This window comes from Enterobacter cloacae complex sp. IR5422, assembly GCF_049238165.1.
Taxonomy (GTDB): Bacteria; Pseudomonadota; Gammaproteobacteria; order Enterobacterales; family Enterobacteriaceae; genus Enterobacter; species Enterobacter roggenkampii.
Genome location: NZ_JBMKHT010000034.1, coordinates 24953 through 46348 on the forward strand (window position 1 = coordinate 24953; position 21396 = coordinate 46348).

The 21396-nt window shown below is 50.5% G+C and carries 24 protein-coding genes and 1 tRNA gene; 18 read left to right on the forward strand and 7 right to left on the reverse strand.

What is annotated here, in order from left to right; genetic code table 11:
- Positions 1–29 precede the first annotated feature (29 nt).
- A complete protein-coding gene (locus ACOTXT_RS16140) occupies positions 30–323 on the reverse strand; it encodes a co-chaperone GroES (RefSeq protein ID WP_003855929.1) in 294 nt (97 codons plus the stop codon).
- Positions 324–502: 179 nt separating this feature from the next.
- On the opposite strand from ACOTXT_RS16140, the gene yjeH reads away from it, so the two are divergent.
- On the forward strand, positions 503–1723 hold the full coding sequence (yjeH, locus tag ACOTXT_RS16145) for an L-methionine/branched-chain amino acid transporter (RefSeq protein WP_055322281.1): 1221 nt from the start codon (positions 503–505) through the stop codon (positions 1721–1723).
- 36 nt (positions 1724–1759) lie between these two features.
- Here yjeH and ACOTXT_RS16150 read toward each other — a convergent pair whose 3' ends face one another.
- Entirely contained in the window at positions 1760–2224 is a 465-nt protein-coding gene (locus ACOTXT_RS16150; RefSeq protein WP_023616652.1) for an FxsA family protein, read from the reverse strand.
- 334 nt (positions 2225–2558) lie between these two features.
- On the opposite strand from ACOTXT_RS16150, the gene aspA reads away from it, so the two are divergent.
- The 6 genes from aspA to ACOTXT_RS16180 all read left to right on the forward strand — a co-directional run bounded on the left by aspA (position 2559) and on the right by ACOTXT_RS16180 (position 8344).
- Entirely contained in the window at positions 2559–3995 is a 1437-nt protein-coding gene (gene aspA, locus ACOTXT_RS16155; protein WP_003855923.1) for an aspartate ammonia-lyase, read from the forward strand.
- 115 nt (positions 3996–4110) lie between these two features.
- Entirely contained in the window at positions 4111–5412 is a 1302-nt protein-coding gene (locus ACOTXT_RS16160; protein ID WP_003855921.1) for an anaerobic C4-dicarboxylate transporter, read from the forward strand.
- A gap of 113 nt (positions 5413–5525) precedes the next feature.
- Positions 5526–5849: a divalent cation tolerance protein CutA gene (cutA, locus tag ACOTXT_RS16165; protein ID WP_008502950.1), complete on the forward strand. Its 324-nt coding sequence runs from the start codon at positions 5526–5528 to the stop codon at positions 5847–5849.
- Positions 5825–7516, forward strand: coding sequence for a protein-disulfide reductase DsbD (locus ACOTXT_RS16170; protein WP_044597281.1), 1692 nt, complete (start codon positions 5825–5827; stop codon positions 7514–7516). The genes cutA and ACOTXT_RS16170 overlap by 25 nt, the downstream gene beginning before the upstream one ends.
- 49 nt (positions 7517–7565) lie before the next feature.
- Positions 7566–8141, forward strand: a complete 576-nt coding sequence (locus tag ACOTXT_RS16175; RefSeq protein ID WP_021240733.1) for a transcriptional regulator — start codon at positions 7566–7568, stop codon at positions 8139–8141.
- Between the two features lie 127 nt (positions 8142–8268).
- Positions 8269–8344, forward strand: a tRNA-Phe gene (locus tag ACOTXT_RS16180).
- Between the two features lie 594 nt (positions 8345–8938).
- On the opposite strand, the gene ACOTXT_RS16185 is transcribed toward ACOTXT_RS16180, so the two are convergent.
- Positions 8939–10357, reverse strand: a complete 1419-nt coding sequence (locus ACOTXT_RS16185; protein WP_039260992.1) for a hypothetical protein — start codon at positions 10355–10357, stop codon at positions 8939–8941.
- Positions 10358–10896: 539 nt separating this feature from the next.
- Here ACOTXT_RS16185 and ACOTXT_RS16190 point away from each other — a divergent pair.
- The gene (locus ACOTXT_RS16190) at positions 10897–12081 is read left to right on the forward strand and encodes a tyrosine-type recombinase/integrase (protein ID WP_266072310.1); all 1185 of its coding nucleotides are present in this window, start codon (positions 10897–10899) and stop codon (positions 12079–12081) included.
- 53 nt (positions 12082–12134) lie between these two features.
- Here the strand turns inward: ACOTXT_RS16190 and ACOTXT_RS16195 are convergent, their stop codons facing one another.
- The 3 genes from ACOTXT_RS16195 to ACOTXT_RS16205 all read right to left on the reverse strand — a co-directional run bounded on the left by ACOTXT_RS16195 (position 12135) and on the right by ACOTXT_RS16205 (position 15822).
- Entirely contained in the window at positions 12135–12503 is a 369-nt protein-coding gene (locus ACOTXT_RS16195) for an Arm DNA-binding domain-containing protein (RefSeq protein WP_248188627.1), read from the reverse strand.
- 49 nt (positions 12504–12552) lie between these two features.
- On the reverse strand, positions 12553–14466 hold the full coding sequence (locus tag ACOTXT_RS16200) for a DUF927 domain-containing protein (RefSeq protein ID WP_266072294.1): 1914 nt from the start codon (positions 14464–14466) through the stop codon (positions 12553–12555).
- Positions 14467–14550: 84 nt separating this feature from the next.
- Positions 14551–15822: a tyrosine-type recombinase/integrase gene (locus ACOTXT_RS16205; RefSeq protein WP_421625351.1), complete on the reverse strand. Its 1272-nt coding sequence runs from the start codon at positions 15820–15822 to the stop codon at positions 14551–14553.
- A gap of 557 nt (positions 15823–16379) precedes the next feature.
- On the opposite strand from ACOTXT_RS16205, the gene ACOTXT_RS16210 reads away from it, so the two are divergent.
- The 10 genes from ACOTXT_RS16210 to ACOTXT_RS16255 all read left to right on the forward strand — a co-directional run bounded on the left by ACOTXT_RS16210 (position 16380) and on the right by ACOTXT_RS16255 (position 21167).
- Complete coding sequence (locus ACOTXT_RS16210; RefSeq protein WP_136088100.1) at positions 16380–16733, forward strand: hypothetical protein; 354 nt, start codon at positions 16380–16382, stop codon at positions 16731–16733.
- A complete protein-coding gene (locus tag ACOTXT_RS16215) occupies positions 16726–17157 on the forward strand; it encodes a hypothetical protein (RefSeq protein ID WP_136088099.1) in 432 nt (143 codons plus the stop codon). Before ACOTXT_RS16210 ends, ACOTXT_RS16215 begins: the two co-directional genes overlap by 8 nt.
- A gap of 46 nt (positions 17158–17203) precedes the next feature.
- Positions 17204–17632: a DUF2787 family protein gene (locus tag ACOTXT_RS16220; RefSeq protein ID WP_049012548.1), complete on the forward strand. Its 429-nt coding sequence runs from the start codon at positions 17204–17206 to the stop codon at positions 17630–17632.
- A gap of 58 nt (positions 17633–17690) precedes the next feature.
- Positions 17691–18155 (forward strand): lecithin retinol acyltransferase family protein, encoded by a 465-nt coding sequence (locus ACOTXT_RS16225; protein WP_023293479.1) that lies wholly within the window; start codon positions 17691–17693, stop codon positions 18153–18155.
- Positions 18134–18373, forward strand: coding sequence for a DeoR family transcriptional regulator (locus ACOTXT_RS16230; RefSeq protein WP_071977973.1), 240 nt, complete (start codon positions 18134–18136; stop codon positions 18371–18373). The genes ACOTXT_RS16225 and ACOTXT_RS16230 overlap by 22 nt, the downstream gene beginning before the upstream one ends.
- 74 nt (positions 18374–18447) lie before the next feature.
- A complete protein-coding gene (locus ACOTXT_RS16235) occupies positions 18448–18834 on the forward strand; it encodes a hypothetical protein (protein ID WP_223349776.1) in 387 nt (128 codons plus the stop codon).
- Between the two features lie 143 nt (positions 18835–18977).
- The gene (locus ACOTXT_RS16240; protein WP_136088098.1) at positions 18978–19727 is read left to right on the forward strand and encodes a DUF3944 domain-containing protein; all 750 of its coding nucleotides are present in this window, start codon (positions 18978–18980) and stop codon (positions 19725–19727) included.
- Between the two features lie 103 nt (positions 19728–19830).
- Positions 19831–20544 carry a DeoR family transcriptional regulator gene (locus tag ACOTXT_RS16245; protein ID WP_136088097.1) on the forward strand — a complete coding sequence of 238 codons (714 nt, stop codon included), beginning with the start codon at positions 19831–19833 and terminating at the stop codon, positions 20542–20544.
- A 58-nt stretch (positions 20545–20602) separates the two neighbouring features.
- On the forward strand, positions 20603–20914 hold the full coding sequence (locus ACOTXT_RS16250) for a hypothetical protein (protein ID WP_114213009.1): 312 nt from the start codon (positions 20603–20605) through the stop codon (positions 20912–20914).
- A gap of 73 nt (positions 20915–20987) precedes the next feature.
- A complete protein-coding gene (locus ACOTXT_RS16255) occupies positions 20988–21167 on the forward strand; it encodes a DUF262 domain-containing protein (RefSeq protein WP_233468235.1) in 180 nt (59 codons plus the stop codon).
- Positions 21168–21176: 9 nt separating this feature from the next.
- On the opposite strand, the gene ACOTXT_RS16260 is transcribed toward ACOTXT_RS16255, so the two are convergent.
- Positions 21177–21396 (reverse strand): IS1 family transposase (locus ACOTXT_RS16260; protein ID WP_421625352.1); only part of this gene is annotated, 220 nt, incomplete at its 5' end.

The following is a 21396-nucleotide window of genomic DNA, read 5'->3' on the forward strand; positions in this document are numbered from 1 at the left end:
TCTTATTTCCTCAAATTCTCGTGCGTAAATTACGCTTCAACAATTGCCAGAATGTCGCTCTCGGACATGATCAACACTTCTTCATTGTCGATCTTCTCGGATTTCACGCCGTAGCCATCGTTGAAAATTACGATGTCACCAACTTTAACGTCCAGTGGCTGCACAGTTCCGTTTTCCAGGATGCGGCCCTTACCGACAGCGATGATTTCGCCACGCGTTGATTTGGCTGCTGCAGAACCGGTCAGAACGATGCCGCCAGCAGACTTGGTTTCAACTTCTTTACGTTTGACGATCACACGATCATGTAACGGACGAATACTCATTGATAGCTCTCCTTTGAGAAAGTCATTATCAGTTATGGATGACGCCGGCCCGCATGCGGTTTTCCGACTAGTGCCCTGAGAGATGGGGATAGCTTTTTACCCCTTCAAGGGGGAGCTGAAAAAAAATTTTGCGAAAGTGTTACCATCGCCTCTCTTTTGGAATTGGCAGGACGATGTCAATGAGTGGACTCAAGCAAGAGTTGGGGCTGGCGCAGGGCGTCGGCCTGCTCTCAACCTCCTTGTTAGGAACGGGCGTGTTCGCCGTACCTGCACTGGCGGCACTGGTAGCCGGAAATAACAGTCTGTGGGCGTGGCCCGTTCTGATTGTATTGGTTTTCCCGATTGCCATTGTGTTTGCCATCCTGGGGCGGCATTTCCCCAGCGCGGGCGGCGTGGCGCATTTTGTCGGGCTGGCATTTGGCCCGCGACTGGAGCGTGTGACCGGCTGGCTGTTTCTCTCCGTTATTCCGGTTGGGCTTCCTGCGGCGCTGCACATTGCAACCGGCTTTGGCCAGGCGCTGTTTGGCTGGCATGACGAGCAGTTGCTGTTGGCCGAACTGGGTACGCTGGCTATCGTCTGGTGGGTGGGTTCACGCGGAGCCCGCTCCAGCGCCAACCTGCAGACACTGGTTGCGGTGCTGATTGTCGCGCTCGTTGCCGCTATCTGGTGGGCGGGCGATATCACCGTAAAAGAGATTCCCTTCCCGGCCGTGACAGACGTCGACCACTCACAGCTTTTTGCCGCGCTCTCCGTCATGTTCTGGTGTTTTGTCGGTCTGGAAGCCTTTGCCCATCTGGCGTCGGAATTTAAGCAGCCTGAACGTGATTTCCCCCGCGCACTGATGATCGGCCTGCTGCTGGCAGGCACGGTGTACTGGGCGTGTACCGTGCTCGTGTTGCACTTCAAGGCTTTCGGAGCCGATCTCGCCGCCGCGGCATCGCTGCCGGGTATCGTGGTTGAACTGTTTGGTGTGAAGGCGCTGTGGATCGCCTGCGTTATCGGCTATCTGGCCTGTTTTGCCAGCCTCAACATTTATATCCAGAGCTTTGCCCGTCTGGTGTGGTCTCAGGCGCTTTACAGACCTGATAACCGCCTCGCGCGCCTGTCTAAACGCCAGCTGCCGCTGAATGCCCTGAATGCCGTACTGGGCTGCTGCGTGCTGAGTACGCTGTGCATTTACGCCCTGAAGATCAATCTGGATACGCTGCTCGTCTACGCCAACGGCATTTTCATCATGATCTACCTGCTGTGCATGCTGGCAGGTTGTCGTCTGCTGAAAGGCCGTTATAAAGCACTGGCGTTTGTTGGTGGGCTGCTGTGCCTGCTGTTGCTGGCGATGGTGGGGTGGAAAAGTATGTACGCCATCGTCATGCTGGCGGTGTTGTGGCTGGCGCTTTAGTAGGCCCGGTAAGCGAAGCGCCACCGGGCAACAAAATCACCGATCGTCTTTGTGATCCAGACGGTCGTGCTGTTCATCCTTACGCTGATATTCCCCTTCAAACGTGTCGCCTGGCCCGGTGCTGAACCCACCGCCCGGCATACGGCTAAAGCGCAGATGCGGCAGCAGCTTCATGGTCAGGTGCTTTTGCACCGGCGGCAGAAGCAGCAGAAGGCCGAGGAAGTCGGTAAAGAACCCGGGCAGAATCAGCAGCAGCCCCGCAATAATCAACGACACGCTTTTGATCATCTCTTCCGCCGGGCTTTCGCCTGCGGCCATCTTTTGCTGCATTATCAGGAAATTTTTGAAACCCTGATTACGCACCAGCGACATGCCGATGACGGAGGTGAAAATCACCAGAATCAGCGTCAGCAGGACGCCCAGCACATGGGCAACCTGGATGAAAATGGAAATCTCAATGTAAACATAGAGAAAGAAAGCAATAAACGGTATCCAGCGCACTGGCATCTCCTGTGTGGCAGAGGCCATCGGCCCCTGTCTGAATGTGTTCGCGACGCGCGTTTGTATGAGATGGTGACGGTTAGCGAAAATTCAATCAGTTTGCACGGATATTTTTTTTGGAAATATTAAAGCGGTGACCCATTTCACAGATTAATAATTATCATGGAATCGGCTCGATAATAAGTGATCCAGCTTACGGCAATTCGCTATCATCAGCATATGATCTCGAGCATCTGGCTGATTGAGGGAATAATCGTCGGTCAGAAAATATTCAAAACCACATAAATACTGTGTGTTTAGTACAATCCATCGGCAGCTTGAAAAGAAGGTTCACATGTTAAACAACATTCGTATCGAAGAAGACTTGTTGGGTACCAGGGAAGTTCCAGCGGATGCCTACTACGGTGTCCACACTCTGAGAGCGATTGAAAACTTCTACATCAGCAACAGCAAAATCAGCGACATCCCTGAGTTTGTTCGTGGCATGGTGATGGTGAAGAAAGCCGCAGCCCTGGCCAACAAAGAGCTGCAAACCATTCCTAAAAGCGCGGCAAATGCGATTATCGCAGCCTGCGATGAAGTGCTGAACAACGGCAAATGCATGGATCAGTTCCCGGTTGACGTCTATCAGGGCGGCGCGGGCACCTCCGTCAACATGAATACCAACGAAGTACTGGCAAACATTGGCCTGGAGCTGATGGGTCACCAGAAAGGTGAATACCAGTACCTGAACCCGAACGACCATGTCAACAAATGCCAGTCCACCAACGACGCCTACCCTACCGGCTTCCGTATCGCGGTGTATGCCTCCGTGGTGAAACTGGTGGATGCGATCAACCAGCTGGGTGATGGCTTCCAGCGTAAAGCGGTTGAGTTCCAGGACATTCTGAAAATGGGTCGTACCCAGCTGCAGGATGCGGTGCCGATGACCCTCGGCCAGGAATTCCACGCGTTTAACGTCCTGCTGAACGAAGAGACTAAAAATCTGCTGCGCACCTCCGAGCTGCTGCTGGAAGTGAACCTGGGCGCTACCGCCATCGGTACGCGTCTGAACACCCCGGATGGCTATCAGCAGCTGGCGGTACAGAAGCTGGCTGAAGTGTCCAACCTGCCGGTTGTGCCTGCAGAAGACCTGATTGAAGCGACCTCCGACTGCGGCGCCTACGTCATGGTACACAGCGCGCTGAAACGTCTGGCGGTGAAACTGTCCAAAATTTGTAACGACCTGCGCCTGCTCTCTTCCGGCCCGCGCGCTGGCCTGAACGAAATCAACCTGCCAGAACTGCAGGCAGGTTCGTCCATCATGCCAGCCAAGGTGAACCCGGTCGTGCCAGAAGTAGTGAATCAGGTTTGCTTCAAAGTCATCGGTAACGATACGACCGTGACCATGGCCTCTGAAGCGGGTCAGCTGCAGCTGAACGTGATGGAGCCAGTCATTGGCCAGGCGATGTTTGAATCTATCCACATTCTGACCAACGCCTGCTACAACCTGCTGGAAAAATGCATCAACGGCATCACGGCGAATAAAGAAGTCTGCGAGGGTTATGTCTATAACTCCATCGGGATCGTCACCTACCTCAACCCGTTCATCGGGCACCATAACGGCGACATCGTCGGTAAGATTTGCGCCGAAACCGGTAAGAGCGTGCGCGAAGTGGTGCTGGAGCGCGGGCTGTTGACCGAAGCCGAGCTGGACGATATTTTCTCAGCCCAGAACCTGATGCACCCGGCCTATAAAGCGAAACGATATACCGATGAAAGCGAACAGTAACCGTTCAGGCTAGGCTTCTTAAGGCACGTCACTTGTGACGTGCCTTTTTTCTTTTTAGGCGTTACCAAAATACAACAATTCAATATCAACTTGTTAATAAGCAAGGCAGGTCCTTATGTTTGGAGCAGAACTCGTCATCGTCTTGTTGGCGATTTATTTGGGAGCACGACTCGGGGGTATCGGCATCGGTTTTGCCGGCGGTCTTGGAGTGCTCGTTCTTACCCTTATCTTTCAGATTAAACCCGGCGCAATCCCGTTCGACGTTATCGAAATCATCATGGCAGTCATTGCCGCTATTGCCGCCATGCAGGTGGCAGGCGGTATGGACTACCTGGTGAGCCTGGCGGAGCGCATGCTACGCCGCCACCCGAAATACATAACCTTCCTTGCTCCGCTGGTGACCTGGTTTATGACCATTCTCGCCGGTACTGGCCACACCGCTTTCTCCACGTTACCGGTGATTACCGAAGTGGCGAAAGAACAGGGTATCCGTCCGTCGCGTCCGCTCTCTATTGCCGTCGTCGCGTCCCAGATCGCGATTACCGCCTCGCCGATTTCCGCGGCGGTGGTCTTCTTCGCCGGTATCCTGGAGCCGATGGGCGTGAGCTACCTGACGCTGCTGGCGATCTGCATTCCGGTGACGCTGATTGCGGTGATGATTACCGCCGTGCTGTGTAACTTCCTCGGTGCTGAACTGAAAGACGATCCGGTTTATCAGGAGCGTCTGGCAAAAGGTGAAGTGAGCCTGCGCGGCAGTCAGGTCTTCGAACTGAAGCCACATGCGAAACGCTCCGTGCTGCTGTTTCTGATTGGTATTGTTGCCGTCATGTTCTATGCGACCGCCATCAGCGATACCGTGGGGCTGATCCAGAACCCGGTCCTGCCGCGTAACGAAGCGATTGTGGTGTTCATGCTGACCATCGCGACGCTGATTAGCATCACCTGTAAAATTGATACCAGCGAAGTGCTGAACGCCAGCACCTTCAAATCCGGTATGAGCGCCTGCGTGTGCGTACTGGGTGTGGCGTGGCTTGGCGATACCTTCGTGAAAGCGCACATCAGTGATATCCAGACCGTCGCTGGTGACCTGCTGCACAACTATCCGTGGCTGCTGGCTGTCGTGCTGTTCTTCGCGGCTACTCTGCTTTACTCCCAGGCGGCGACCACCAAAGCGCTGATGCCTGCGGCGCTGATGCTGGGTGTGACGCCGCTGACGGCAATTGCCTCTTTTGCGGCGGTTTCTGCCCTGTTCGTATTGCCAACCTACCCAACCCTGCTGGCGGCGGTGGAGATGGACGACACCGGCTCAACCCGTATCGGTAAGTACGTGTTTAACCACGCGTTCCTCATCCCGGGCGTGGTGGCGATTACGCTTTGCGTGATCCTCGGCTTTATCATCGGCGGCATTGTGCTGTAAACGGTTAGCCGTTGTAAAAATAGTTAAAATCGGGCCGCTCAGCGGCCCGTTTCATTAATGACCAGTCGTCTTGCGTGATATAGTGAAGACTTTCGTGATGAGGAGGTCGACTTGTGAACACGCCTGATGCCGTTGTCGTACTGTGCACCGCCCCTGATGAAGCTTCTGCCCAGGATCTCGCCGCCAAAGTGCTGGCCGAAAAACGGGCAGCCTGCGTCACGCTCCTCCCCGGCGCTACCTCTCTTTACTATTGGGAAGGTAAGCTGGAGCAAGAGTACGAAGTCCAGATGTTGCTTAAAACCAATCTGGCGAATCAGCAGGCACTCCTCGACTGCCTCAAATCTCATCATCCTTACCAAACCCCGGAACTGCTGGTCTTGCCAGTGGTTCATGGCGATAACGACTATCTCTCATGGCTCAACGCTTCCTTACGCTGATCCTGCTGCTTTGCAGCACATCAGTTTTTGCCGGGCTGTTTGACGCGCCCGGCCGTTCGAACTTCATTCCTGCCGATCGGGCGTTTGTTTTCGATTTCCAGCAAAACCAGCACGACCTTACGCTCAACTGGCAGGTGAAAGAGGGCTATTACCTCTATCGCAAGCAGGTGAGCATTACGCCTGCTCAGGCCAGCGTGGGCGCATTACAGATGCCCGCTGGCGAGTGGCATGAAGATGAGTTTTACGGCAAAAGCGAAATCTATCGCCAGCGCCTGAGTGTGCCCGTTACGGTGAACCAGGCGGATAAAGGCGCGACCCTGACGGTGACCTACCAGGGATGCGCGGATGCCGGATTCTGCTATCCGCCGGAAACAAAGGTGGTTCCGCTTAGTGAGGTGAAAGCGTCGCCCACGATTTCACCTCTTCCTTCAGGCGAGAAGCATGAGGATACCGCTGACCTTCCGTTCTCCGCGCTGTGGGCCTTACTGATTGGCATTGGCATTGCCTTTACCCCCTGCGTGCTGCCGATGTATCCGCTCATCTCTGGCATCGTACTGGGCGGCAAACAGCGCCTTTCCACCGCACGCGCGCTGCTGCTGGCCTTTATTTACGTGCAGGGTATGGCGCTGACCTACACGGCGCTCGGCCTTGTGGTCGCCGCTGCCGGGTTGCAGTTCCAGGCCGCACTTCAGCACCCTTATGTGCTGATTGGCCTGTCGGCGATATTTATTCTGCTGGCACTGTCGATGTTTGGCCTGTTCACGCTGCAGTTACCGTCTGCTCTGCAAACCCGCTTAACGCTGATGAGTAATCGTCAGCAGGGAGGCTCGGCAGGCGGCGTGTTTATGATGGGGGCCATCGCCGGACTGATTTGCTCCCCTTGCACCACTGCCCCGCTGAGCGCCATCCTGCTCTATATTGCCCAGAGCGGCAATCTGTGGCTCGGCGGCGGTACGCTGTACCTTTATGCGCTGGGCATGGGCCTGCCGCTCATTCTGGTCACGGTTTTTGGCAACCGCCTGCTGCCGAAGAGCGGCCCGTGGATGGAGACGGTGAAAACCGCATTTGGTTTTGTGATTCTGGCGCTGCCGGTGTTTCTGCTGGAACGCATTACGGGTGACGTCTGGGGCACTCGCCTGTGGGCGATGCTCGGCGTAGCGTTCTTCTCCTGGGCATTTATCGTCAGTCTGGGGGCCAAAAAAGCGTGGATGCGACTGGTGCAAATCCTCCTGCTCGCCGCCGCGCTGGTGAGCGTGCGTCCTCTGCAGGATTGGGCGTTCGGCTCGCCGGTCGGCCAGACGCAGGCGCATTTGAACTTTATGCAGATTAAGAACGTCGATGAGCTCAACATCGCGCTTGCGCAGGCGAAGGGCAAACCGGTGATGCTCGATCTCTATGCCGACTGGTGCGTCGCCTGCAAAGAGTTTGAAAAATACACCTTTAGCGATCCGCAGGTGCAAAACGCCCTGAAAGAGACGGTTCTGCTCCAGGCGAACGTGACAGCCAATAGTGCGCAGGATAAGGCTCTGCTAAAACAGCTAAACGTGCTCGGGCTGCCAACCATTCTGTTCTTCAATCAACAGGGTCAGGAGCAGCCAGAACAGCGTGTAACCGGGTTTATGGATGCAGCGGCATTTAGCGCGCATTTGCGCAATCGCCAACCGTAAACAACACTTTAAACGGAACATACCGTTGGGAATAGCGGAGGAGATAACCGTGCAACGTGAAGACGTACTGGGACAAGCCCTGCAATTACTTGAGATTTATGGGATCGCCAGCACCACGCTTGAGATGGTAGCCGACCGTATCGATTACCCCCTGGATGATCTTAAGCGCTTCTGGCCGGATAAAGAGGCGCTCGTTTATGATGCTCTGCGCTATCTCAGCCAGCAGGTTGATATCTGGCGCAGGCAGCTGATGCTGAATGAAGAACTGACTGCGGAACAAAAGCTGCTGGCGCGCTATACCGCCCTGACGGAATGTGTCAGCAACAACCGCTATCCGGGCTGCCTGTTTATTGCGGCCTGTACGTTCTATCCCGATCCCGACCATCCTGTCCATCAGTTGGCGGATCAGCAAAAACGGGCTGCGCATGACTTCACTCACGAGCTGCTGACCCGTCTTGAAGTGGATGACCCGGCAATGGTGGCGAAACAGATGGAGCTGGTGCTGGAGGGCTGCCTGAGCCGCATGCTGGTGAACCGTAGCCAGGCCGATGTGGATACGGCGCACCGACTGGCAGAAGATATTCTGCGCTTTGCTCAGTGCCGTATGGGCGGGGCGTTAACGTAAGCGAACCTGTTAAATTTGACGTATTCGACGCGTAAACCATCAGATTGCCGCAAAGTTAAGCAATTGAACAGCTTTCCCCGAAATAATGTTGACGATAAGGCGCGATTGCGGTTTAATGCGCTCCGTTGCCCGGATAGCTCAGTCGGTAGAGCAGGGGATTGAAAATCCCCGTGTCCTTGGTTCGATTCCGAGTCCGGGCACCAATATTCATAAGGCCTCGCTGCAAAGCGGGGCTTTTTCCTTTTCTGGCTACGGTAGATTTCTGGTCGTTGCAACACGTTATTTGTTTGCTGGATTTCTCGCCATTTTCGCAGATGTTCGTTACTTTTACACACCTCAACACCCTCTGATGTGTCTCTTCCTTACCCCACTGCTACGGTCTTTCTACGGTCCTCTACGGTTCCTTTCTCTAAGATTATTCATAATGAAGCAGAGAATACGGGGGAAATGGGGGATTTCATAATTTACTTTATTTAACAACAAATTACCTTCCATTACCCCCGAGGGAAGACCGGGGAGACTCCTCTTCAGGCAAGGGGGAAGAACTCAGCGTTATCAACTCCCCTTGTCAGTCGGGTGTTTCCACCATCTACTCCACCTGTAATATTCTTTTTTTCACCTTATGATTCTTCGCATCAGCAAAATCCCCCGCTTTCCACGTCATTAAAAAATGACTCAGCCCCATCGGAATTCCTTACCTGAACATAAACTTTGAACTGTAATACTTACATTAAACAATGTGTATTACCGATTTAAAATAGCCATAACCCAGCCCCTTTATAAGGGGCTAGATTTTGTTAGAAAATAATATTACTTATATCAGAAATAGCATTCAAAGATCCTCTATAGTCGCTCCCTGTTTTAGGAAGAATGTAAGAGTATCTGGAATCACCATTATATACTAACTTCCAATGCTTACCTTCCTCAGACAACTCAAACCCAAGTTCCTTAAGCTGCCTTGACGTTGCCTTATCCATACTCCTGTAGCCATTAAGTGCTCTTTTCAAATGAGTTTGACGCGAATTTGCTTCCATAGTTTGAGGGTTATTGGAAATTAAAGAAGATAATATATGATTACTTCGACTACCCTCTTTCGTATTCACAATAGCAACCTTCAGTGCTTCTATTATTACATCTTTGATCTCACCATTGAAAAAGTCAGTTTCTTCCCCTGCATTCATTACTATACTTCCTTGAGCTGAAGCTTGTGATTGAAGCATTCGAACACGATATTCTAAAGATAATATATTACTTTTGAGTTCTTCTATTGTTTCATCTTTTGCAACATTATCGGCCTCATACAAACCCATCAATTCACTTGTGTATTCACCTCTAATCTTAAGTGTATTAATAGAATCCTTAGTTCTTCTTTTTTGTATTTCACTCCATCCCCCCTCAGAGACGGGAGCCATTGTAGATGTGGCTTTTACGACATCATCAAATAATTCATCCTCAAACTCCTTCGCTGTTTTCTCACCCCGACGGTAAAAGGAGATATTTTGTCCTCGCGGCCAGTAAATTCCGACTGCACCTGCGTAAGCATTTTTAGAATTTGTCTCATTTTTTAGTTTTATTGAAAACATTTTCTCACGAGGTTCAATTAGAACATGAGCTATGCCACACACCTTTCTTGCTAATCGCTCAGGAATAATGTTATGAGGATGTTCATTGTAAAAATATTTCGAACTGACATAGATTATTGGCAGCCTGTTTTCAGTTTCTCCATTGATAACTTTTGCCGCCAACTTTAAATGCTCTTCAGAATTCGAAAGGTAATCAGGTTCTATTGATGTTTTGAAGGCATCATCCAAACCACCAGAAAATTTATCTATCAACCTAATTACTATCAAAGGTTTTTTAGGTTGAGGTGCTAAATACGCAGCCTCCTGACTAACCACACTTGATTCAACTTGGATCCATACCGTATTATTTATTAAGTTCTTATTTATAGATATATCAGTTACCCATTTGTGTGGTTCGGAAATTTTAGAATATCTGAAGCAACCTAACTGAACATCTTGGTTGCCATGAGTAATTACATCAATCCTTTCATTACTTGACTCTACATAAAAATCTTCACTAAGATAGTCACACGCCAATTGTGCAGGTATAAAGTTTGTGTGTGGTGATTCATGAATCCAAGAAAAGCACTCATTGAATACATCGTCAAATAAAACATCATTCGAAACATAGAAACCAGTGGAGAAAAACTTCATTGACATTGTCCTTTTGATATGAGGTTACCTTAAGAAGATAATGAAAATTAAATTTAAAATCAACCCACAAGCCCTCCCTTCCCAAAAAAAACAACTATATCAACTGAGATAGGGGGGTCAGAACAAAGACGATGTATTCCACATAATCATGAAATAAACCTACAACACCAAAATTAAAAAATGTAGCCCTATAAAAAACAACACCTACTAAATTAATGATTAATCATTAATGCAGAAGCATGCTCTCAAAATAAGCACATACTCTCCAATAAGGTATTTCTGGATAATGTCGACCATATATGTAATTAAAATCAATCAAAGCACATATTATTTTTTTGAATACATCCCCCACCGGTATTTTTTCCATTAAGACCAGAAACAGACCGTAACACCTATTTTTGCGGCATTTCTCGTCTTCATTCATCTCATGTGGCACCTGTATTCCCTTCGCCACGCTAGAAAATCAACTCAGCCATTAACAGCGCCGTGCCGGGGATGGGTCAACCCTGACGTTCTTTACACCAGTCACAGGAGGTAATATGTCCAGCGCGAAACGCTTCCGTTTTACTAATCAGCTCATTAAATCCCTGCCCCCTAACACATCCGATGCACGCAGTACCGATGCCGAATACAGCGACACCGAGATTTCCGGCCTCAAGTGTCTGGTCAGCAGAAGAGAAGGTCGTAAAAAGTTTTTGCTACGCTACCTTTATCATGGACGAAAACGCGCCATCGCCATTGGTCACTGGCCTGAAGTGGACGTCAATCTTGCTCGTCAGATTGCCATAGAACACAAACGTTCCCTTGCCACCGGCACTGACCCTAAGCAGGAGCGTGAAAACAAGAGAATGGAGCTGACGTTCGATGAACTCTTTAATCAGCATTATCTGCCATGGGCAAAATCCGCTAAACGCAGTTGGGGAAAGGATGTTCAGCGCTACCGCGATCATATCCGTCCCGCCATTGGTCAGAGGCTGCTGAGCGATATCACACCAGCGAGCATTCTGCGCCTTCAGCAGACGTTAAGTACTTCCCTGTCAGCGGCTACCTGTAACCGTGTCATCGTACTCATTAAAGCCGTCTTTACATGGGCCGGAAGGCAAAGCATGACCTCTGTTCATCCGGCAAGGGTGGTACAGCTACTCAGGGAGAACAACGCCCGACAGCGTTATTTTACCGAGGACGAAATTCGTCGTATTTTTCTCTCCGCCGATAACGATACCAGCCCTGTAGCTGCCCGCTATGTCAAACTGCTGTTACTGACCGGCCTTCGTCGTGATGAGCTGCGTCTGGCTAAGTGGGAGCATGTTGACCCGGTTAAACGCACCCTGTGGCTCCCTGAAACCAAGAATGGCTATGGACGGATTGTTCACCTTAACTCACTGGCGATGGACGTAATCAGAACGCTGCCAACGCAGCGGGGAAATCCGTGGTTGTTTATTGGTAAAAAACAGGGAATGCCGCTGAGTAACCCGGTTAAAGCCTTTCAGCGTATCGTGCGTCGGGCGGGAATTTTCGACAAGGAAGTGTGTATTCATACCTGCCGCCATTCGGTTGCCGCCCTCATCGTGTCCTACGGCGGAACACTGTATGACGTTCAGGCTCAACTGGGGCACCGCAGCAGTCAGTCTTCACAACGGTATGCGCATCTTCATCCTCAGCGCTTACAGAACACCAGTCAGTTACTGGCGGAAAGGATAACGGCTCAGCTACCGTCCTTGTGATAACAGAAAAGCAGAGGCAAATGCCCCTGCTTTTTTTACTGTTCAGCCATCAGTCAGAACGGGATATTCTCATAAGCGGCCCCATATTCTTCATCCGGCACCCGGTTATCATCATATCTGTTATAGAGTTCACGAGCACACTCGCGCGCGTCTTTAATAGACATACGAGGGAACCTGCCGAGGGGTTCATAATAGCAGGCCCCTCTAAGCGTATAACGAGCCAGGAATTTAATCTGACCGTTGGCAATGACGGCCCGGAGCGCCGGCTCACTGCCATCGAAGATTTCACGAGAAATGTCGTGATACAGGCACTCCGCCAGTGTGTTAACCAGAGCGTAATCATTGAATGAGGTTTTTTCTTCATTTTCGCTGCTGATAGCGTGAGGAAAACCGTCATAGTACTGGTCTGATTCAAAAATCATACATCACCTTCTATTCGTTGTTATTCAGTCAAAATGGTTTTATTCAGGGTTAAAATTCGGTCATCACATTGCATTTCAGAAACGCTTTTTTGACCTGGTAGTAAGACTGCGCCATCGTCTTCAGCGCTCTTTTTTTATAGTGTCCGGCACTTTCGCCAAGCAGATAACCGGAACGCTCTAACGGTCTGGCCACATCAACGGTCTTAAGTCCCTTTTCAGAACAGAGCTTTTCAAACACCGATTCATAAATCAGGAAGTCGCCGGTTTTGTAATGGACGAATCCCCACATATCTCCCGGGCATCGGGCATGTTCGTCACGCAGGGTGATAAAGTGCCTGCTGCTTTTTGTCACCAGCGTCAGCTGAAGCTCCTCCAGCATGTTACGCACCGGGTTATACTGATTCTGGTTATCATCCAGCCAGCGTCGTGCAGCGGACATAACGGATTCAGCCACCGCATCGCTTTCGAAAGGTAAAAGGCCATATTTCAGCGCCTTCTCTCCTGCCAGCCATACCAGCGCAAATCTTTTCAGTCCGCGCCGCTGAACGCGGGTAATATCACGCCCCTCATCCCTCAGGGCCTCTTCCAGTGCGTTACAGCAGGCATCTGTCTGTTCCTGGAGCCAGGATGAAAACTCTGCGTAGGTGCGAAGACCGCCAGCCGTATTTTTCCCGGATAACAGTTTGCCGATAAATGCAGGCCCGGCATGACCATAAGCCTCTGCCAGCCCCGTCTTCAGTGCATCTGCACGGGCACGTGTTTCTGATACCGGTTCATCCGGTTTTTGAGCATCCTCAGGCAACAGTTCCATACTGATGGCCCTGTGCTCCTGCCCTCCCTGTAACACGGCTTTCTGTTCAGCCAGCTTTTCGGAGATTGACATCTCACCGGTGGAGAGAATAAACATGCGCCATTTAAACGGCTCATCTGCCGTCAGGCCACGGTTCAGGCGCTCTTTTGCCGTACCTGACGTAATGTTGTAAAGCAGTGAGGAAAGTTGCTTATGATTACTCGCACCCAGTTCATCGACGCAGGCGACCAGACCAGAATAGTCAGCGAGAAGGCGCTCCATCGCGTTAGGCGTGGTATTCCAGCGAATAATATTTACATTCCCCCCACTACCCGGCTCGCTGCCATCACCATGGACCGATGCAGCCAGCATCAGGAGAAGCGTTTTACCGGTGGTGGATACGCCGTGAAAATGAAACATGCCCACATCCATACCGGCAGGAACCAGAAGCATCGAAGCAAAGGACGCACTCAGCGCAAAGGTCTGCGCCCAGCCATGGACATTTTCCCGGATGAGGTTAATCCACTCCTCCAGAGCCCCACCTTTGTGCAGTCCGGGACGCACGCGGAATCCCGGCAGCAGATAATCAAACCCGGTCAGAGAGGTCACAACGGGCTCATAACCATGTAAAAAGGCCATATCCTCCGAAACGAATCCCATCGCATCTGCCATCAGATAGACAGGCAGCGGTAAACTCCGGCAGCGCTGAAGAAAACGGTCAAAAAGGGCAAACTGCTGTGGAGAGGAGCCAACACAAAATCCACGATCTGCCAGTTTGCCTACTACCTGAGCACCGCTCTGAACAATATCCTCAAAGCGCACCAGGGCCTTAACATACTTACCCAGCCCGTTACCGGTCATAAGGCGAATCCCAAGACTGGACTCCTTATCTTTCCCGCAAAACAGGGCGACAGGCACAACTGGCGTACCGCAAACCAGCACAGGTTTCTGTCCACCGATGAAGAAAAGGCCATCAGCCGTATTCACATAATGCCGTGGCAGCCCATCACTAATACCGAGTGAAGCGATATCATCTTCACCGACTTCAGTCTTTTCAGCACGCCTGATAATTGCCTCCGACATTTTGGTGAAATTTTTATCGCGGTCAGCAAAAACGCGAATACGCTTAATCCCGGAAACCTTAGGAACATTAGTTGTCACTTTTTTATTCATGTGTATTACCATCAAATTACGCCACCGTCAGAAAACGGGTGCATCAGAACCATAGTTAAAAACCATACCGTTGAGTGAAGGTTGTTATCCCATCGCCCGGTTAACGACTTCGTGGTAACGCGCGGGCGAACTGTGCACATATATTTCGGTTACTTTGATAGTGCTGTGACCCAATAAATCTTTGATGGTGTGAATGTCGGCCCCGCTCTCAATGAGCTTTGTCGCAAAGGTATGACGCATCTCATGGATGGTGAACGGTGGAATACCCGCAGCCTCACAAAGTCGTTTTTGCAGGCGACGTGGCTCAGCAACCGGATTGTCGGTTCCCTTGCCCGGAAATACCCAGCCTTCATCACCCAGATGCTGACGCTGTTCTGTCAGAAGAACGAAAGCCTTATCACATACCGGTACACGGCGTAGTTTGCCGTTTTTGGTATGGCGAAGGGTGATAACCTTGCGGCTCCAGTCCACATCTTCAAGACGAAGGTGACGGGTTTCCCCCAGACGCAGCCCCGTCAGGGCAAGGAACATGAGAAGAGTAAGGGCTTCATGATCGGGTTTACCATTACGCCAGCACTCACAGACTTCCATCCAGCGCTGAAGCTGGGAGTCATCCATGGCGCGGCGATCTGACGTCACTTCAGGCAGCGCTTTGATATAAAGCGCCGGAGAACGGCTGATGTATCCCATGCGTATAGCCCAGGTAAACACCGCTTTAATGAGCGCCAGATGGCGGTTGCGGGTGGCAGGCTTGAGATCGAGATTATGCAGATAGCTCAGAATATCTGCCTCCGTCATACCTGCCAGCTTTTTGGCACCGAGAAGAGGGCGCAGGTATTTACGGATCTTAGAAAGATCGGTGTTAGCTGAACGCTTAACGCCTGTGCTGAGTACGCTTTTCTCATACTCATCCACAAGCTCATTAAACGTCATTTTACTGTGAGTAAGAAAACGCTCACCATAAGTCTCAACGGAAGCCTTAAGCTCCTGAATTATTTTAAAGGCATGCTCCCTTGCGTTATTAATGGAAAATTCAGGGTAACTTCCTACGGAAACGTAAACATTCTTTCCGCGAATACTTTTGCGGACAATAAACTTAATGCGTCCGGATGAGTGGAATATAGCCTTAAGCCCGGTACATTTTGTATCGCTGGCTTCGATAGTCCGGCCAGTTTGTATTGCACGGGTTTTACACTCATCAAAAAAAGCTTTAGTGAATGCCTCTCTTTGATTCTTTGGGCTGCGATGTCGGGCCATTGGTTCAACACAGCAATCATCAACGTCAACGCTGGTTTTGATGTTTTGCGCTGACTTACAAAAGCGACCATCCACAGAATCAACATCATTCTGTTTCATTGTCAGCGTTATTAGGTTTAAAGAACTATCGGGTTTCATAATGCATACATCTCGCTCAATTAATACAAATTAAGGGTATTGAGTTAGATGCTGGCCAGCACATGAAGCGAATAGTATTGGCAGAAATACTGAAGTGCAAATCACCGACTCTGACATTTTGGTGAGAAAAGCACGCGTTAAAGAGGCCTGTTTGCCCCCTTAATCTCCTGAAAGTGCCACTCCCCCACTTTCAGGCCTGAACGTCGTTTCTCTCCATAAAGAATATCGATTATGGGGTGTTGCTTGTTTTTTGAACTATTTAAGGCGTTTTGTGATTGAGAAAATAAGTAAGAAAATCAATAGCAATTGTGCGCAAGCGTTCTCTCATTTTCAGTTAAAACAGCTCATGCTAATTTCTTTATAAAACGCTTAAAATCTAAAAAAAACGGGATTTAACGCCAGCCCACCACTAAATTTAAGGACATAATCCAAAATAAGCAAACAACGTAAAAAAAATGTAACTAAAAGTCATTTGAAAACATATTATCAATATGAATCAATTAGTTATGGAGATAATCATGTTTAAACTCACGACTCCCACCAGTATTCCCCTTCTCAACCTGCCCGCCTCCGCACTGGTGGCCCTCAGCAATGAAATCCTTGGCCCTGTCGATGATATCGACCTGTTTACCGATTTCTGGAACGAAACGGGAACCCTGCTCTGGCATCTCAACCACGATGACACGCTCCCCGAAGACCCGCTGCTGGCAGTCGCACTGGCTAACCCGGAATACGTCACCGCACTTGATGATGGCTGGTATCTCCTGCTCGGTATCGTCTGCGATGACGGACAGGGTATCTATCTGGTGTTCCCGGAAACAACCGTTATCCCGCAGCTACAGAACCTGATTGAGGCACTGAACCATGAGTAAGAAAAAAATCGCTACCGAAGCCGCCGTCACCGAAAGCTATACCGTGTTCTACAGTGGGGACGCCGAGAAAATCAGCCCCCACAGTAAGGGGCTGCTGACGTATGAGCTGGGTAAGGAGGGTGATACCGGAAGCCTTGCCCTGCGCTTAACCGCCAATGGCGAAGGAGGCCTGTTCTCCCGTGAATGGATAACGCTTGATGCGATTCACGCCATTCTTGAACAGCAGCAGGACAGCTTTCCGTCGCGTGTGTTTCGACCACTATTTGGTCAGGGCAGCACCAACAACGCCGGGTTTCTTGCCGCCGTACTCAGAAGTCCGGATATCTGCCTTATCGAAGCGGACAGCAGCAGACTCTTTATGCACCGCTGCTATGCCGACTGGCAGCATCGTATGACGCAGCTTGCTACGCTCAGCCAGGACTAACCCCGCTTTTTCTGTGTTCTGTTAACCAAAAATCAGGAAATTCACTATGTCATCACCCGTAATATTGCAGGGCGGCTATGTGCTGCCTCTCTCCCGGTCGTTCACCCAACTGCTTCTGGATATCCTCGCGCAAAAACCGCCTCATCGTCACCCCATCACCGGATTAACCATTAACTTCCGTGACCCTGAATACTCACCGGAAAAGGGCGGCTGGCATCCGGTCGAAATACGCCTCATCCCTGCCGGAGAAGACTGGCAGCTCGATTACGTCACCGATTTTCACTATGCAGGGCATCCATGGCCTGAGCTTGAAAAAGATGTCGATGTGAGCTGGACGCAACAATACACGTGGCTTTCCCGTTGTGGCGATATCTCTCATGTCGACGCCCGTGAGTTCTGGTCGCTATGGGAAAGTAACTTTATGGCTTACCACGATATGGGGGTTTTCACGGTCCGTACGTTGTGGGAAAGCTGAGTGTTCACAACGTTTCCCCCGCATCCCCCCTCTCCCCCGTAGTAAGGAACTGAATGTTATGTACCGGCTTCTGCTGCTGAACTTCGTGGATTCATTTATCGATAACTGCATTCTCTCCTGCGTCGATGAACCGGCTTACGGTGGTATCGTGCAGTGCGAACTGCTTTTTGGCCTTGCCGCACACAGCGGTATCTATGTGGGTAACGGCGATATTGTTCATCTTGATGGCGATGGAACCGTTATCAAAAGTAAGGCCAAAGGGTTTCTTGACCGGCTCGATGGCTGGAACTCCGCTATCTCGGTGTATACCGACTGTATGGATTTGACGCCTCAGGGTTGTGCGCAGGCCGCTGAACGGGCAAAGGCGGCAGTGGGTCAGCGCTATCCTTATAGCCTGCTCGACTTTAACTGCCACCGGTTTACTGCCCGCTGCGTTACCGGCGATTCGTGCCCTGATATCTGGCTTGCCAGACACCTCGATTCTTTTCAGAAAGGGGACCGATGGCGCGTATGGCAACGATGAAAGCCAGCCGTTGCAGGCAACGTGTCACCGGACAGGGAGAACGGCTTATCCGACTGACCATGGCCCTGTTTTACGGTCAGACAATATCTGTTCGCTACATCATCCGGCAGTTTGACGTGTCTCCCCGTACAGCAAGACGGGACCTCACCCATCTGGCCTTTGTGCTGGAATCCGCTGGCCCTCACCTCTGGCGACTGGCTCCCTCGCTGAAACCCTGACTTTTTTCTCTGCCGGACATCTCCTGACCACCCCGTATGGCAGGCTGTCTCCGCTTTTCAATCCATAAGGGAACATGATGAAAATTTTAAAACTGTTAACCGCCACAATTCTGCTTTCCGCCTTCAGCCACAGCGCGTTCGCCGACGAGCAGGCTGACGCTCAGATGATAACCAACTCGACCTTCTGCGCGATGTACTCCACCCGCCTGACCCAGACCAGTGACAGCGGCCTTCAGGTAAAAGGCGTCAATCTCAATGCCCGCTTCAACGGACCGGTATTCAACAGGGTACTTCAGGTGATGAACAAAACCTATGGCAGAACCTGGCTCGAATCAAATGCCCGTAACGGCAGCATGACCGCCATGCAGCTTTCGCAGTCGGAGCTGCTCTATAACCCGGAATATGCCCGGCAGTGCGATGCTTTTGCGGATAAAGTGGAAAAGGAATGGCGCGGAAAGTAATCCCGACGCGTTATACCTCCATCCGGTGAACAGAAACCTGCTTTCGGGCAGGTTTTTTTTTACTTTTTCTTGATCAGCCGGACACGTCCTGTCCGGGGGGAGTAATTAAACTGTCAGGTCCAATATCCGCTATGAGGTGAAATATGGCTACCTACCGACACGACCCTGACCTTGAGTTTCTGCGCCACTGCCATCGTGACGATCTGGATTTACTGGTTTCTGTGCTTATCTGCGATCCGAAAGACGGACTGGCACGCATCACGGAAACGCTGACCTATGATCCTCAGTATAAAAAACACAAGCCCAACCACCCGCGCTACTGGGATGCCATTGCCGCCGAGGTTCAGACGTTTGGGGCGAACAGCTTTGCCACGCTGCTCCGGTGGGGGAAAGGGGTGCTGTACCGGGAAATTCTCACCGATGCCTGCGATAAAATGAAGGTGAACTACAACAACAAATCCAGCGTTGAAACCATTGAAATGAATCTGCTGATGAAGATCCTGGAGAAAAGCCTTGAGAAGATGACGCCCGATCAGCTAAAGACCGTGGCGGAAGAATTGCAGACAGGCTACAGCAACCCCACGCCGGAGTTGCTGACCATGGCAATCCAGGCGGGGATAAAAACATCCGGGTTTGCGGCCTATCAGATGGCACTTGTTGTCACAAATGGTGTGGCGAAAGCCCTGTTAGGCAGAGGGCTGACCGTTGCAGGAAATGCCATGCTGACACGTACCATGGGCGCTTTTGCAGGTCCCGTGGGCTGGGTGCTCAGTTCTCTCTGGCTGCTGATAGATTTAGCCGGTCCCGCATACCGGGTGACGTTACCATCCTGTATTTTTATTGCCTACATGCGCCAGAAGCATCTTTATTCACCTGAGAGTACTGACGTTTAACACTTAGCATTTAAGGTTTTCAGGCTTTAAAAAACATCAGAGGGCGGACAAATCCTGTCCGCTACTGCTGGCATCATTTCCCGGCTAAATTCGGGAACGATGTATGACGCTGATAACACAAGAAAACGAACATGACAGACTGGCAACCCGCCTTTCCATCATCCTGAGCCGTTTGTTTCAGGGTGAAAAGCTACATATTGGAACACTGGCAGAAGAATTTGGGGTGACGACGCGTACGCTGCGACGGGATTTCAACGTCCGTCTGACGTACCTTGATATTGAACAGAGCAACGGCGTGTATCAGCTTGCCTCCCATTACTTTCGTCGCCGCACGGAACGGGATATGAAGATACTGGCGAGACTGCTGCATCTTGACCGTCTGTTACCCGCGATGGATGCCAAACTGCTGAGCCTTCTGCTTGACGGGGAGCACCCTTCACCCTACAGGATTATGCTCCCGGAGCCGCGCCAGAAACCCACGCTCTTTGGGGATTTCAGCAGACTGACGCTCGCCATACTTAACCAGACCCAGGTACGTATCAAAACCGATAAAAACGTCAGCCATACCGTTCATCCCTATCGCCTGCTTTGCAGCCATGCGGAGTGGTTTCTTGCCGGGTGTACGTCACCGGGCGTGTTCGTTATCTCCCTGTCCCGAATCAGGCTGGTTGAGGTATTACCGGATACAATCTTTGAAATCGATAATGCGCTCATTTCGCTGATTGAACAGTCTGAATTTATGGAAGCGTTACCCCACATGAACATTATTCATCAGATAATGCATTACGGGAGCAAACAGACGAATAATCGTAATTAAAATCACAACATATTATTAGTGATGATTAAATCACATTAACATGATAAGTGAGAAAGTTATGATTATTGATAAAGAATACGCACTTGTAGATGCAACAGCAAGACTTAACACTGACCTGAGGGATTATGAAATTGAAATAAATAAGGCTGCCAGCGTAACGTTTGGCAATGACCTGACAGACATAACGGTATACCAGTTCAGTTTTATCATCAGTATCAGGGCAGACGGTGAAAAAATAAAGCACGGCCTTCTTGTTAACTTCGGTAAAAATATAGCAAGACAGGTTTCATCACTTTGTGCATCCGCAATGCGCGTCTACCCGAATGAAAAACACAAACCGAGCCGTCAGCTTTTCCATTGCATAAATTAGTTTGTGCAAAGACTGTACTACCGACACGTATTAAATTAAAATAGGCCAGCTAATATAACATATGAGGTTTATGATGGCTGGCCAGTATGAAAAAGCAATAACGATAAAACAAGCGATAGATTCGATTAATTTACGCCACTATCTTCTGCCTGCAATTCAGAGGAAGTTCGTCTGGAGCAGCAGTCAGATATGTCTGCTGTTTGATTCCATCATGCGAGACTACCCGATAAACTCTTTCATGATGTGGGGGTAGTGCATCCAATTAGTAGAACATGTATTTTTCGATAAAAGCTCCGATGACTTTTTCGTGGACCTCAACTGAGCGTGAGAAGCAGATTGTTTTACGAGCCAACCGCTTAATGCGGGTGCGGAGCGTCAGGTTATTACGCTCAATACGTTGGGTGAATATCTTGCCGGTCAGATGCTTATCCTTCGGCACCTCCCGGCCATAGCTACCCCAGTCGTCGCTGGTGATCATGCCG